The 13,541-nt window shown below is 65.7% G+C and carries 11 protein-coding genes; 6 read left to right on the top strand and 5 right to left on the bottom strand.

Features of this window, described 5'->3' with window-relative positions; all coding sequences use genetic code 11:
• Nucleotides 1-65: 65 nt before the first annotated feature.
• Entirely contained in the window at nt 66-839 is a 774-nt protein-coding gene (locus tag HV681_RS01980; RefSeq protein ID WP_254594864.1) for a ProQ/FinO family protein, read from the top strand.
• Nucleotides 840-926: 87 nt separating this feature from the next.
• Here the strand turns inward: HV681_RS01980 and HV681_RS01975 are convergent, their stop codons facing one another.
• From HV681_RS01975 to garD, 4 genes are all read right to left on the bottom strand, one after another.
• Entirely contained in the window at nt 927-1,523 is a 597-nt protein-coding gene (locus HV681_RS01975) for a DUF4202 domain-containing protein (RefSeq protein WP_175121466.1), read from the bottom strand.
• Between the two features lie 615 nt (nt 1,524-2,138).
• Nucleotides 2,139-3,116 (bottom strand): Bug family tripartite tricarboxylate transporter substrate binding protein, encoded by a 978-nt coding sequence (locus HV681_RS01970; RefSeq protein ID WP_175121465.1) that lies wholly within the window; start codon nt 3,114-3,116, stop codon nt 2,139-2,141.
• A gap of 71 nt (nt 3,117-3,187) precedes the next feature.
• Nucleotides 3,188-4,237, bottom strand: coding sequence for an SMP-30/gluconolactonase/LRE family protein (locus HV681_RS01965; protein WP_175121464.1), 1,050 nt, complete (start codon nt 4,235-4,237; stop codon nt 3,188-3,190).
• A gap of 61 nt (nt 4,238-4,298) precedes the next feature.
• Entirely contained in the window at nt 4,299-5,867 is a 1,569-nt protein-coding gene (garD, locus tag HV681_RS01960; RefSeq protein ID WP_175121463.1) for a galactarate dehydratase, read from the bottom strand.
• A gap of 244 nt (nt 5,868-6,111) precedes the next feature.
• Between garD and kdgD (HV681_RS01955) the strand changes: the two genes are divergently transcribed.
• On the top strand, nt 6,112-7,026 hold the full coding sequence (kdgD, locus tag HV681_RS01955; protein WP_175121462.1) for a 5-dehydro-4-deoxyglucarate dehydratase: 915 nt from the start codon (nt 6,112-6,114) through the stop codon (nt 7,024-7,026).
• Nucleotides 7,027-7,141: 115 nt separating this feature from the next.
• Nucleotides 7,142-8,725 (top strand): aldehyde dehydrogenase (NADP(+)), encoded by a 1,584-nt coding sequence (locus HV681_RS01950; protein WP_175121461.1) that lies wholly within the window; start codon nt 7,142-7,144, stop codon nt 8,723-8,725.
• 218 nt (nt 8,726-8,943) lie between these two features.
• Here HV681_RS01950 and HV681_RS01945 read toward each other — a convergent pair whose 3' ends face one another.
• A complete protein-coding gene (locus tag HV681_RS01945; RefSeq protein WP_175121460.1) occupies nt 8,944-9,930 on the bottom strand; it encodes a Bug family tripartite tricarboxylate transporter substrate binding protein in 987 nt (328 codons plus the stop codon).
• A gap of 275 nt (nt 9,931-10,205) precedes the next feature.
• Here HV681_RS01945 and kdgD (HV681_RS01940) point away from each other — a divergent pair, with 275 nt between their 5' ends.
• From kdgD (HV681_RS01940) to HV681_RS01930, 3 genes are all read left to right on the top strand, one after another.
• Nucleotides 10,206-11,120, top strand: a complete 915-nt coding sequence (gene kdgD, locus HV681_RS01940; RefSeq protein ID WP_175121459.1) for a 5-dehydro-4-deoxyglucarate dehydratase — start codon at nt 10,206-10,208, stop codon at nt 11,118-11,120.
• Between the two features lie 263 nt (nt 11,121-11,383).
• Nucleotides 11,384-12,109 carry a FadR/GntR family transcriptional regulator gene (locus HV681_RS01935; RefSeq protein WP_175121458.1) on the top strand — a complete coding sequence of 242 codons (726 nt, stop codon included), beginning with the start codon at nt 11,384-11,386 and terminating at the stop codon, nt 12,107-12,109.
• Between the two features lie 389 nt (nt 12,110-12,498).
• On the top strand, nt 12,499-13,515 hold the full coding sequence (locus HV681_RS01930) for an amino acid ABC transporter substrate-binding protein (protein ID WP_175121457.1): 1,017 nt from the start codon (nt 12,499-12,501) through the stop codon (nt 13,513-13,515).
• Nucleotides 13,516-13,541: the final 26 nt, after the last annotated feature.

Raw genomic sequence — 13,541 nt, 5'->3', positions numbered from 1 at the left:
GAAAGGCCGACAACTGGCGGCGCAGCGGATACGCTCGCCGCCTCAACCTTTTTTTTGTGTAGCACATGGGACTAGAACAATTAGCCGCGATCCGGGAATTGCTTATCAAGCAGTCGCCTGACAAGGCAGGCTCGAAGAACGAATCGCGACCGCAAGGCACGGACAAGCCGCGCCGCCCGCAAGGCGCCGGTAAGGGTCCGCGTCCGCAAGGCGGCGACAAGGCAAAGCGCGCGCAAGGCGGCGACAAGGGCCAGCGTGCGCCGCGTCCCGAAAAGCGCGAGACGCCGGTCGATCCCGTGGTCGTCGCCATTTCGCGCCTGCAACGTCACTTTCCCAAGGCTTTCCCGAAGAACCCCGCGCCCAAGCTGCCGCTCAAGCTGGGCGTGCTGGCGGACCTGGTGCAACACGCCGAGCAGCTGCAGCTCGACGAGGCGCAGATCAAGGAAGCCGTCAAGACCTGGTGCGATGGCCGCCGCTACTGGGCCAGCATGGTCGAGGACGCGCCGCGCGTGGACCTGAACGGCGAACCCGCCGGCGCCGTGACCGCCAACGAAGCGCGTCACGCCAAGCGCATGGCATCTCGCAACGCGTCGCGCAACGCCGCCCGCGCACGGGCCGAGAAAAAGGCGCAGACGGCTGCTGAGCAGACCCCGGCGCCGGCTGCTGACGCCGCCCCTGACACGCAACCAGCCGACGTGCCGTCCGCTGATGTGAAAGCCGTGGATGTGAAAGCCGCAGAGGTGAAAGCCGCCGACACGAAGGCCGCCGGTGCGACGTCCGCAGACGTCACGCCCACTGACGCCAACCAGGCAGACGTCACGCCCCAAGCGTCCGAATAAGCCCGCCAAAAGCAATTCAGGCCTGCGCCAGGCCGGGACAATGTTTCCCGGTCTGGCGCAGGCCTTTCTGCATTGATGCGACTGTATCTAGCCTGCCGGCTCCAGCGCCGCCAGCGCCTGCTTGATGTAGCCCATGCCCTTCTCGGAATAGGTCAGCGTCATGGCCTGCTGATGCCCCGCGCCGTCCATCTTCAGCAAGGACTTGCGCAGGATCTCGACGATCTTGTCTTCGTGGGCCGGGTAAAAGGCCTCGTACTGGTATTGCAGGAACACCAGGCACAGCGCGTTTTCCATGACCTGCACGTCCGGATCCTGCTTGATGCCCTGCTTCATCAGAATCGCCGCCACGCGCTCGCAATCTGCCTGCGGATAGCCTGCTTCCTTCATGATCTCCTGCGCGATGCCGGCGTGATGCCGTGCCAGCGCCTTGCGCCACGTCAGGTAGCCGATGCGGCCTTCGGGATAGCTGGCGCGTGCGATCTCCCAGCGGCCGATGTGCTGGCACCGGGACGCCAGGATCAGCGGTTCGGAAGCATCGGGCGCCAGCTTCATGACCCATTCGTGCAGCTTTTGCGCAAGAAACAGCTCCTGCGGACAGGATTCGCCTTCCCAGGTAAACGTGTTGGGGTCGGCGGCGTTGTAGTCGTCGAAGCGGCGCAGAGTCTGCTGCAGGCGGTCGTTCATGGGGTGTGGTGTCTTCGGAAAGCCCGGCGCGTGTGGGCCGGCGCGGAGATTGACAGGCGCAAGCAGGCCATCATACCTGCGGCCTGGAGCGCCGTGCGTCCACCATGCCGTTTCGTGATGCCGCCTGGCGACGAATAATGCGCAAGCCCTGCGCCTATCGCGGCAGCGCGGGCGCTGGCGTCAGCGGCCCTATTGGCGTCTGACCCGGCCGGGGCGGCATTGGCGGCAGCCAGGTCCGGGTGGGCGCCTTCAGCCCGGGCTGATCCTGCGGCCGCGTGGGCGTTGCCGCCGGCGACGGATAGCGGGACCCCGGACACGAGGTGCCCAGACAATCCCGATTGATCTTGCCCGGGTCAACAATGCGCGGGCAATCGGTGCCCAGGCACGTATCCGGCAAGGTGCGGGCTGACGTTGGCGGGGATGGCACCGTCGGAAGCGGATCGCGCGCCAGCGCAGGCGCAGCGGCCAGCGCCGACAATGCACCCAATGCCCCCAGCAACGCGGCAAACAAGGGTTTCATTGACCGGGCTCCACGGAATCGGTCCAGGCCGAAGCCTGGACGCAATTCCAGTGTGCTCCCGAACCCCGCCCCTAGCAAGGCGGGATCGGCGCCGTTCAATCCAGGCGGATGTCGGTGCTGGCCACGACCTTGGCCCAGCGCGCGCGCTCGCTGCTGAAGAACTGCGCAAGTTCGGCCGGGCTCTTGGTGACGATCTCGGCGCCCTGCTCGTTCAACTGCGCCGTAACGTCCGGCTGGGTGACGATCTGCGCCATCAGCATCTGCAGGCGGGCCGCCACCGGGTCGGTCATGTTGGACGGGGCCATCACGCCTTGCCACGTGCCGGACTCAAAGCCCTTCACGCCCTGCTCGGAGATGGTGGGGATGTCCGGCACCAGCTTCATGCGTTCGCTCTTGGAAATCGCGATCGCGCGCAGCTTGCCGGACTTGATGTGCGGCAGCGTGGCCAGCAGCCCGTTCATGATGATCTGCGTCTGGCCGCCGATGGTGTCGGTGACGGCCTGCGAACCGCCCTTGTACGGCACGTATTCCCACTGCGCGCCGGTAGCCTGCTGAACCGCGACGGCCGCCAGGTGAGGCGCGCTGCCGATCGCAGTGACGGCGAAGTTGATGCGTTCTTTCTTGGACAGCTCGACCAGATCCTGCACGGTCTTGGCCTTCACGTCCGGGTGCACGGCCAGCACGTGCGGCGAATATGCCAGCATGCCGACGGCTCGCAGGTCCTTGGACGGATCAAAGGTCAGCTTCGTGTAGACGGACGGGCTGATCGCCAGCGCGCCGACGTCGCACAAGAGGACCGTGTGGCCTTCGTTAGCCGACTGCACCACCAGACCGGCGCCCAGGTTGCCGTTGGCGCCGGGCTTGTTCTCGACGACCACGGTCTGCTTGAGCACTTCGGCCAGCCGGGGCGCCAGGATGCGCGCGATGATGTCCGACGAGCCGCCGGGCGGGTAAGGCACGACGATGCGCACGGGACGCGTCGGCCATTCCGCCGATTGGGCCCATGCCGGCACCAGGGGCGTCAGGCAAAGCGCCGCGGCGCTGCCCAGGAACTGTCTCTTGCTCGGGTTCATGCTGTCTCCACACTGTTTGGTATGTGTGTTGAAGTGTCCCGCGGCCTGGAGAGGCCGCGGTGGGGATGTGCCTATGCCGCGCCGCGGGTCTCCACGTACAGGGCATAGAGCGAATGGCTGCTCGCCATGAAGAGGCGGTTGCGCTTGGCGCCGCCAAAGCAAAGATTGGCGCAGCGTTCCGGCAGTCGGATGTGGCCGATGGCCTTGCCAGCGGGGTTGAACACCATCACGCCGTCCAGGTCCTCGGCTTTGGCGTCGGGCGAGCCGTTGCTGCCCCAGCCGCACCACAGGTTGCCGGCCTCGTCGCACTTGATGCCGTCGATGGCGCCGGGCCCTTGCGCGTCAACGTGCAGGCGCTTGTTGGACAACGCGCCGTCCGCGCCCACGTCAAAGGCCCAGATCACGCGATTGGGCTGGTGACGCGATTCGACGATGTACAGCACTTTCTCGTCGGGCGAAAAGCACAGGCCGTTGGGACCGGCCAGGTCGGCAAGCGCCAGCGTCACACGGCCGTTGGCCGGATCGATGCGATAGACGGAATGCGGCAGCTCGGGCGTGGCCTTGTCGCCTTCCCAGTGTCCGCCGATGCCGAAGGGCGGGTCGGTGAACCAGATGGCGCCATTGCGCTGGCACACGATGTCATTGGGGGAATTGAACGGCTTGCCGTCAAAGCGGTCCGCCAGCACCGTGATGCTGCCGTCGTACTCCGTGCGCGTGACGCGGCGCGTCAGGTGTTCGCAGGCCAGCAGGCGGCCCTGGCGATCCCGCGCGAGCCCGTTGCTGAAATTGGACGGATGGCGGAACACGCTGGTTTGGCCGGTGGTTTCGTCCCAGCGGATGATGCGGTTGTTGGGTATGTCCGAGGCGAGCAGATAACGCCCGTCGCCAAACCACACCGGACCTTCCAGCCAGCGGAAGCCGGTCGCAAGCTGCTCCACGCTGCTGCTGTAGATGCGGTACTTGGCGAATTCCGGGTCCAGGATCCGGACCGAGGGGTCCGGGTAGCGCTGCTGCGGGGTGAAGCTGAAAGACTGCGCGTGCACCAGACTGGCGGGGGCCAGTGCAAGCGCGGCGCCCAGCAGCCGGCGCCGGCCGGCCTGGACTTGCGGGTCAATTTCCATCGGCTGTCTCCTCTCGGTGGTTTTATTCTGCGATGGCGCTACGGACGGATTGGGTCCCCGATCAGGTCACGGGGCCCGGGTTGAACAGCGCCAAGGCGTTGTGCAGCTTGAGTTTTTCCGCACAGGTCTGCTTCTTGCCGCTGGCCACGTCCAGCATCATCTGAAAGAGCTGCCAGCCCACTTCCTCGATCGAGGCCTGGCCGGTGGCGATGACGCCGGCATCCACGTCCATCAGGTCGTGCCAGCGGCGGGCCAGCGCCGAGCGCGTGGCGACCTTGATGACCGGCACCTGCGCCAGCCCGTAGGGCGTGCCGCGGCCGGTGGTGAAGATGTGCAGGTTCATGCCGGCAGCCAGTTGCAGCGTGCCGCAGATGAAGTCGCTGGCGGGCGTGGCCGCAAAGATCAGGCCCTTGCGTGTCAGGCGGTCGCCGGGCGACAGCACGCCATGAATCGGCGAGGAACCCGACTTGACGATCGACCCCATGGCCTTTTCGACAATGTTGGACAGGCCGCCCTTCTTGTTGCCGGGACTGGTGTTGGCGCTGCGGTCGGCCATGCCGCGCTGCAGGTACGCGTCGTACCAGGCCATTTCACGGATCAGCGCGTCCGCGACTTCGGGCGTTTCGGCGCGGGCAGTCAACTGGTCGATGCCGTCGCGCACCTCGGTGTTCTCGGAGAACATCACCGTGCCGCCCGCGCGCACCAGCAGGTCGGTGGCAAAACCCACGGCCGGGTTGGCCGTCACGCCGGAAAACGCATCGCTGCCGCCGCACTGCACGCCGACGGTCAGGTCCGACACCGGGCAGGTTTCGCGCTGGCGGGCGTTGAGCTTCTGCAGGTGGCGCTCGGCAGTGCGCATGATGAGCTGGATCATCGAATCGAAGCCGATGTTCTCTTCGTCCTGCAGGACGATGGTGTCCACGCCGTCGCCGCCCATGCCCTCGCCGGCGCGGATCGGAATGGCGGTGGGCGCCAGGAGGCGGTCCGGCTGCAACTTTTCACAGCCCAGGCTGACGACCATGGACGTGCCGCCGAAGTTCGGGTTGCGGGCGATGTTGTGCAGCGTTCGGATGGGAATCGCCGCGCCGGGCGCGTCGATGGCTACGCCGCAGCCGTAGGTGTGCTCGATGCCCACCACGTCGTCAACGTTGGGATACAGCGGCAGCAGTTCGCGGCGGATGCGCGCGACCGCGTGCTCGACCACGCCCTGCACGCACTGCACCGTGGTGCTGATGGCAAGAATGTTGCGCGTGCCGACGGTGCCGTCCGCGTTGCGATAGCCCTGGAAGGTGTAGCCCTCGAGCGGCGGCAGCGGCGCAATCCGCGTGGAGACCGGCAGGTCTTCCAGCGTGCGGGCCGTCGGCATCGTGGTGACGCGCTCGTTGATCCAACTGCCACGCGGCAGCGCCTTGGCGGCGTAGCCGACCACCACGTTGTAGCGCCGGACCTCGTCGCCCTCGGCCAGATCGGTCAGGGCAACCTTATGCCCTTGCGGCACGGCGTCGACCAACTGAAGCCCATCGGGCAGAACGGTTCCCGACGGCAATCCGCCATCGTTGGCCACGATGGCGACGTTGTCGTCGGGATGAATCTTGATGAGAACGGGCGCCTGCTCGACTGCAACCTGCATGATGAATCCTTTAGCCTGATGGATGCCCCGCTGCGGGCACCGTACGTTATCGTACAACCAAGAGAATATCGCTGAAAGGCTCTAGAAAGGAATTTCGGGTTTCCCCTTGTAAATGCTGCGCCACATGGGGACACGCCTTGAATCCGGCAAATTGATGTTGTACGATGACTCACCTTTTACCACCGCATCCCGTTCGCAAGCACCTACCTTTCGCCTGCGACGGCCATTTAGGGATGAGCGCAACATGACGACTCCGCAAGAACTCAAGGCCATTGTTTCGGAAGGCTTGCTTTCCTTCCCCGTGACCGACTTCGACCAGAACGGCGATTTCAACGCCAAGAGCTATGCGGCTCGTCTGGAATGGCTGGCCCCCTACGGCGCCACCGCCCTGTTCGCCGCCGGCGGCACCGGTGAGTTCTTCTCGCTGGCTCCCGACGAATACTCCGACGTCATCCGTACCGCCGTGCAGACCTGCAAGGGCAAGGTGCCGATCCTGGCTGGCGCCGGCGGCCCCACCCGCACCGCCATCGCTTACGCACAAGAAGCCGAACGCCAAGGCGCTAAGGGCGTCCTGCTGTTGCCCCACTACCTGACCGAAGCTTCGCAGGACGGCATCGCCGCCCACGTCGAGCAGGTCTGCAAGTCCGTCAACATCGGCGTCATCGTCTACAACCGCGCCCAGTCGCGTCTGTCGGCCGACAGCCTGGCCCGCCTGGCTGATCGCTGCCCCAACCTGGTCGGTTTCAAGGACGGCATCGGCGACATCGAATCGATGGTCCGCATCCGCCGCAAGCTGGGCGACCGCTTCTCGTACCTGGGCGGCCTGCCCACCGCTGAAGTCTATGCCGCCGCCTACCGCGCGCTGGGCGTGCCGGTCTACTCGTCGGCCGTCTTCAACTTCGTGCCCAAGATGGCCATGGAGTTCTACAACGCCATCGCCGCCGGCGACAGCGACACCACCAACCGCCTGCTGGACGATTTCTTCCTGCCGTATCTGGAAATCCGCAACCGCAAGGCTGGCTACGCCGTCAGCATCGTCAAGGCCGGCGCCAAGCTGGTCGGCCACGACGCGGGCCCGGTGCGCGCACCGCTGACCGACCTGACCGGCGAAGAAATGGAAATGCTTGCCGCCCTGATCAAGAAGTCCGGCGCCGAGTAATCGGTCCGCACTGACACCTGCTATCTGCCCCCGGTCCGGGGGCATTTTTTTCCCCGGACCCGTCGGGGGCGACAACGCCCATCCTTCGGATCGGCGCCTATTTTTGGAGATGACCATGAACCTGACCGGCCAGATGTTGATCGGCTCGACCGCCGTCCTGGGCGCGGGCGCTGCCCAGCACGCCATCAATCCCGCCACCGGCGAACGCCTGGAACCCGCCTACCCCGCCGGCTCCGCCGACGACGTGTCGCGCGCCGCCGAACTGGCCCGCGTCGCCTTTGACCCGTACCGCGCCCTGCCGCTGGAAACGCGCGCCCAATTCCTGGAAAGCATCGCTGAGAACATCGTGGCCATCGGCGACGCGCTGATCGAGCGCGCGCACCAGGAAACCGGCCTGCCCGTCGCCCGCCTGCAAGGCGAGCGTGGCCGCACGGTCGGCCAGCTGCGTCTGTTCGCCCGCGTGGTGCGCGACGGCTATTTCCTGGACGCCACCATCGACCCGGCCCAACCCGAGCGCCAGCCGTTGCCGCGCGCCGACCTGCGCCTGGCCAACGTTCCCCTGGGCCCCGTGGTGGTGTTCGGCGCCAGCAACTTCCCGCTCGCCTTCTCGGTTGCGGGCGGCGACACCGCGTCGGCATTGGCCGCCGGTTGCCCGGTGATCGTCAAGGCGCACAATGCCCACCCCGGCACGTCCGAGCTGGTCGGCCGCGCCATCCAGCAAGCCGTCGCCAAGCACGGTCTGCCGGAAGGCACGTTCTCGCTGCTGTTTGGCGCCGGCAATGAAATCGGCACCGCACTGGCAACGCACCCGGCCATCACGGCCATCGGCTTCACCGGCTCGCGCCGCGGCGGCCTGGCGCTGGTCGCCGCCGCCAACGCCCGCCCCGTGCCGATTCCCGTCTACGCGGAAATGTCCAGCATCAACCCCGTCTTCCTGCTGCCCGCCGCGCTGGAAGCGCGCGCCGAGACCATCGCCAAGGGCTTCGTGGATTCGCTGTCGATGGGCGTGGGCCAGTTCTGCACGAACCCTGGCCTGGTGATCGGCATCGAAGGTCCGGCGCTGGACCGCTTCCGCCAGGCTGCCGCCGAGGCCGTCAAGGCCAAGGGCGCCGCCACCATGCTGACGCCGGGCATTTTCTCGGCCTACGAGCAAGGCGCGGACGCCCTCGCGCGCCACGCCAGCGTGTCGACGGTCGGCCGCGGCGAACCCTCGAACCCGGCATGCAACGCCGCCGGCGCCGTGGTGTTCGGCGCCAGCGCCGACCAGTTCCTGGCCTCGCACGAGCTGGAAGCCGAAGTGTTCGGCCCCGCTTCGCTGGTTGTCGCGTGCAAGGACGCCGCGCAGGTCCGCGCCGTGGCCGAGCACCTGGAAGGCCAACTGACCGCGACGCTGTTCGTGGACGACGCCGACCTGGACGACGCCCGCGCCCTGCTGCCCGTGCTGGAACGCAAGGCTGGCCGCATCCTGGCCAATGGCTACCCGACCGGCGTGGAAGTCAGCCACGCCATGGTCCACGGCGGCCCCTTCCCGGCCACGTCGAACCCGGCCTCGACGTCGGTGGGCGCCACGGCGATCCGTCGCTTCCTGCGTCCGGTCTGCTACCAGGACCTGCCCGACGGCCTGCTGCCGGAAGGCGTCCAGCGCGGTAACCCGCTGGGTCTGACGCGCATGGTGGACGGCACGCTGGTCAAGGCGTAATGGGTTGACGCCTGGATTTCGGGCGTCACACTGAACCGATCACAGGCCCCGGCGCCGCCTCACGCGGCCCGGGGCCTACGTCATTTCGCGCCGGTGTCAGACACCTACTGAGACGCCCATTGCAAACCCCGATTCACCCCGTCAAAACTCCAACCCAATAAAAAAACCTGGCGCGAGGATCGACTCCCCGCGCCAGGCTTTCATACCTGACAACGCAATCACTGCGCCTTCAACTTTCCATCGGCAATGATCTTGGCCCACTTGGCCTGCTCGGCCGCCTGGAATGCCGTGAATTCCGCCGGCGTATTCGGCGTGTAGGCCAGACCCAGGCCCTGCATCTTGGCGGTGACTTCCGGCTTGGCCACGATCTCGGCGATCGTCTTGTTCAGCTTTTCGACCACGGCCGGCGGCGTGTTTGCCGGGGCGTAGATGGCCTGCCAGCTGCTGACGTCAAAGCCCGGCACGCCGGCTTCCTGCATGGTGGGCACGTCCGGCAGCACGGCGGTGCGCTTGGCGGACGTGACCGCCAGCGCGCGGACCTTGCCGCTTTGCACATACGGCAACGCGACCAGGGCGGTTTCGAACGAGCTGGGGATCTGCCCGCCGATCAGGTCCGAAATGGCCGGCGCGCTGCCGCGGTACGGCACGTGCGTCAGGTGCGCGCCCGTCAGCTGCTTGAACACTTCGCCCGACAAATGCTGCGACGTGCCCTGCCCGGCCGAGCCGAAGGCGATCGTGTCGGGATTGGCCTTGGCGGCGGCAACGACATCCTGCACGCTCTTATAGGGCTGGTTCGCGCCCACCAGCAGCACATTGGAAATGCTGCCCAGCAGGATCACGGGCGAGAAATCCTTGGCCGCGTTGTAGTTGATGCTGGGCAGCAGCGACGGGTTGATCGCGTGCGTGGCGATCGTGCCCAGCAGCAGCGTGTAGCCGTCCGGCTTGGCGCGCGCCACGGCGTCCGCGCCCAGTACGCCACCGGCGCCACCCTTGTTTTCAACGACGACGGTCTGCTTGAGCGTCGTGCCCAGTTCCTGGGCGATCAAGCGCCCCAGAATGTCGGACGTGCCGCCCGCCGCAAACGGAACCACCAGCGTGATGGCCTTCGCAGACGGCCAGTCATCAGCGGCGTGGACAGGTGCGGCAAAAGCGGTGGCGACGGCCAGGACGGCCGACAGGCGGCTCAACAGGGGGAATGCCTTCAAACTTGTCTCCTAGAGATTGGGAATTGTCGCCGTTCTTGTACGTTGTCGTACGACAATTAGCGCTGAGGATAGCGCGGCCGACTTCTCCGTTCAATATAGGGAAATTCCTAGATTCAAAAGATACACTCGGCTTGTTGTACGACAACATTTCTCCTGCGAAGCCGTTGTATGCCCGACTTATATGTTGTACGATGACTGACATCGCGGATCGAACAACGCCGCGGCCACGGCATACCGCCTTTTCAATACCCATTCCTCATATTTGGAAGACAGCCATGACGACTCCCCAGGAACTCAAAGCCATCGTCTCGGAAGGATTGCTCTCCTTCCCCGTGACCGACTTCGACCAGAACGGCGATTTCAACGCCAAGAGCTACGCAGCTCGTCTGGAATGGCTGGCTCCCTACGGCGCCACCGCCCTGTTCGCCGCTGGCGGCACCGGTGAGTTCTTCTCGCTGGCCCCGGATGAGTATTCCGACGTCATTCGCACCGCCGTGCAGACCTGCAAAGGCAAAGTGCCGATCCTGGCCGGCGCCGGCGGCCCCACCCGCACCGCCATCGCCTACGCACAAGAAGCCGAGCGCCAAGGCGCCAAGGGCGTTCTGCTGTTGCCCCACTACCTGACCGAAGCCTCGCAGGACGGCATCGCCGCCCACGTCGAGCAGGTCTGCAAGTCCGTCAACATCGGCGTCATCGTCTACAACCGCGCCCAGTCGCGTCTGTCGGCCGACAGCCTGGCCCGCCTGGCTGATCGCTGCCCCAACCTGGTCGGTTTCAAGGACGGCATCGGCGACATCGAATCGATGGTCCGCATCCGCCGCAAGCTGGGCGACCGCTTCTCGTACCTGGGCGGCCTGCCCACCGCTGAAGTCTATGCCGCCGCCTACCGCGCGCTGGGCGTGCCGGTCTACTCGTCGGCCGTCTTCAACTTCGTGCCCAAGATGGCCATGGAGTTCTACAACGCCATCGCCGCCGGCGACAGCGACACCACCAACCGCCTGCTGGACGATTTCTTCCTGCCGTATCTGGAAATCCGCAACCGCAAGGCCGGCTACGCCGTCAGCATCGTCAAGGCCGGCGCCAAGCTGGTCGGCCACGACGCCGGCCCGGTGCGCGCACCGCTGACCGACCTGACCGGCGAAGAAATGGAAATGCTGCACGCGCTGATCAAGAAGTCCGGCGCCGAATAAACCGTCCGCACTTGACCGTGCGTGACTAGCCGCCAGAACGCCCTCCCCTGGAGGGCGTTTTGCTTCTTGATGCAAAGAAAAGTTGGCGGATTTCGCCCCGTATGTTGTCATATGGCCCCAGTGCATCCTTGCGGTCGCGTGCTATCGGCGCGGCCGAACCCATCGGGCCGGACACCCGTGGGGCATCTGAGGAACGCGTACACTTGCGGCTGCGCGCCAGGCCGCCAGCCTCGCCCGCAGCGATTTTCCCTATAAGAGAGACAATGCAAACTCCCGCCCGGCCACCCCGCTCGCGCCTGACCGATTTCGTTATCGAGGAACTGACCAAGCGCCTTGATGGGCGCCAGTACCGCGCCGGCGACAAGCTGCCCTCCGAGCACGCGCTGTGCGACGAATTCGAGGTCAGCCGCACCGTCATCCGCGAAGCCGTGGCTTCCATGCGCCTGAGCGGCCGCCTGGTCAGCAAGCCCGGCATCGGTGTTTTCGTGACCGAAGACCGCGAAAAGCCCATCGATTTTGTCGTCGAACCCGCCACGGATCCACGTTGGGCGCTGCACATCATGGAATTGCGCGCGGGCCTGGAGGTGGAAGCCTGTGGACTGGCGGCAGAGCGCCGCAGCGCGGCGGATCTGAGCGGCATCGTCGAAGCCTTCGACGCCTTCAACCGCGCTACGCGCGACATGGAAGCCGCCGTCAAGGCCGATTATGAATTCCACCTGTCGATCGCCCGAGCGTCGAACAACCCGCATTTTCCGGCCCTGCTGAAGGCGGCGGTGCGCGACGTCATGCTCGATCTGAACATCAAGCACGGCGGCAAGACGCCCGAAGAGCTTGAAATGTACGAGACGCGCAACGTGCGCGAGCACGAAGCCATCCTCACGGCCATCATGCGCCGCGACCCCGGCGCCGCGCGCGCCGCCATGGCCCGCCACCTGGGCGACAGCATCGCGCGGTACCGCAAGCTGCTGTCCCATCCCCCAGCGATTTAAGCCACGCTCGCGTGCCCTCCCGTAATGCCAATTACGGGAATCCCCTTACTTGTTTACTTGTATGACGGCTGCCATCATACGTCTTATTGCATAACGTAATACGACGCGGCTTCAGTACTGCCTGCGTCTTCCGCGATCCGTAAGACCTGCCGTACCAGTGCCGCCGATGAGCCCCATTCTTACCCTCCGCAGTACGTACCACCCCTACGCCACGCGCATTCACCGGCGCACCGCCTGACCGGCCACGAGCCGGCGCTTTTCCCCCAATTCCCGTACCCCGTCCGAATGCGCGACGCACCCTCCCCGGCTTGCCGGGGCGGACCCCGCACGCTTGGCCGTTTTCGACCCCTCCGCTTTTCAATCACTTTCGATCCCCAGGAGAAATCTCCATGCGCAAGTTTCTGAGCTCCGCCGTTGCGGCAACCCTGCTGTGCGTCGCGTCTGGCGCACAGGCCGGCGTGACGTTTGACGCCGTCAAGAAAAAGGGCTTCCTGCAGTGCGGCTTTGCCGGCATTCCCGGTTTCTCGGTGCTCGACAGCAAGGGCGAATGGACCGGCCTGGACGTGGACATGTGCCGCGCCGTCGCGGCCGCAATGTTTGGCGATGCCTCCAAGGTCAAGGGCAACGTGCTGACCGCGCAGGCGAAGTTCACGGCGCTGCAATCCGGCGAGATCGACATGCTGTCGCGCAACACCACGCAGACCCTGACCCGCGACACCACGCTGGGCCTGATCGGCGTGGGCGTGAACTTCTATGACGCCCAGGGCCTGATCGTGAAGAAGGCGATGAACGTCAAGAGCGTGAAGGAACTGGACGGCGCCACCATCTGCGTGCAGCCCGGCACCACCACCGAACTGAACCTGGCCGACTACTTCCGCAGCCGCGGTCTGACGTTCAAGCCCGTGCTGGTCGAGAACTACGACGAAAACTTCCGTCTGCTGGAATCGGGCCGCTGCGACGCCTACACCAACGACAAGTCCAATACCGCCGCCAACATGCGCACGCGCCTGGCCAAGCCCGACGACTGGGAAATCCTGACCGAGAACCTGTCCAAGGAACCGCTCGGCCCCATGGTCCGCCAAGGCGACGAGCAGTGGTTCAACGTCGTGCGCTGGTCGCTGAACGCGATGCTGGAAGCCGAGGAATACGGCATCACGTCCAAGAACGTCGATGAAATGTTGAAGAGCACCAACCCGAACGTCCAGCGCATCCTGGGCGTGACGCCGGGCATGGGCAAGAACCTGGGCCTGGACGACAAGTGGGCCTACAACATCATCAAGCAAGTCGGCAATTACGGCGAAAGCTATGACCGCGCCATGGGCAAGGACAGCCCGCTGAAGCTGGACCGCGGCCTGAACAAGCTGTGGACGCAAGGCGGCCTGATGTACGGCTGGCCGGTGCGCTAAGCATCGCTCCCGCGGCTCCGCCCTGT

It is taken from the genome of Achromobacter animicus, assembly GCF_902859585.1.
Taxonomy (GTDB): Bacteria; Pseudomonadota; Gammaproteobacteria; order Burkholderiales; family Burkholderiaceae_B; genus Achromobacter; species Achromobacter animicus.
Note: the sequence above shows the minus strand (reverse complement) of the source record. Positions and strands in the feature narration are given on the sequence as shown.

Excerpts from the sequence above, each read along its gene's own strand:
- HV681_RS01980 (WP_254594864.1), top strand. The coding sequence starts at position 66 with ATGGGACTAGAACAATTAGCCGCGATCCGGGAATTGCTTATCAAGCAG.
- HV681_RS01975 (WP_175121466.1), bottom strand. The coding sequence starts at position 1,523 with ATGAACGACCGCCTGCAGCAGACTCTGCGCCGCTTCGACGACTACAAC.
- HV681_RS01970 (WP_175121465.1), bottom strand. The coding sequence starts at position 3,116 with ATGAACCCGAGCAAGAGACAGTTCCTGGGCAGCGCCGCGGCGCTTTGC.
- HV681_RS01965 (WP_175121464.1), bottom strand. The coding sequence starts at position 4,237 with ATGGAAATTGACCCGCAAGTCCAGGCCGGCCGGCGCCGGCTGCTGGGC.
- garD (WP_175121463.1), bottom strand. The coding sequence starts at position 5,867 with ATGCAGGTTGCAGTCGAGCAGGCGCCCGTTCTCATCAAGATTCATCCC.
- kdgD (WP_175121462.1), top strand. The coding sequence starts at position 6,112 with ATGACGACTCCGCAAGAACTCAAGGCCATTGTTTCGGAAGGCTTGCTT.
- HV681_RS01950 (WP_175121461.1), top strand. The coding sequence starts at position 7,142 with ATGAACCTGACCGGCCAGATGTTGATCGGCTCGACCGCCGTCCTGGGC.
- kdgD (WP_175121459.1), top strand. The coding sequence starts at position 10,206 with ATGACGACTCCCCAGGAACTCAAAGCCATCGTCTCGGAAGGATTGCTC.
- HV681_RS01935 (WP_175121458.1), top strand. The coding sequence starts at position 11,384 with ATGCAAACTCCCGCCCGGCCACCCCGCTCGCGCCTGACCGATTTCGTT.
- HV681_RS01930 (WP_175121457.1), top strand. The coding sequence starts at position 12,499 with ATGCGCAAGTTTCTGAGCTCCGCCGTTGCGGCAACCCTGCTGTGCGTC.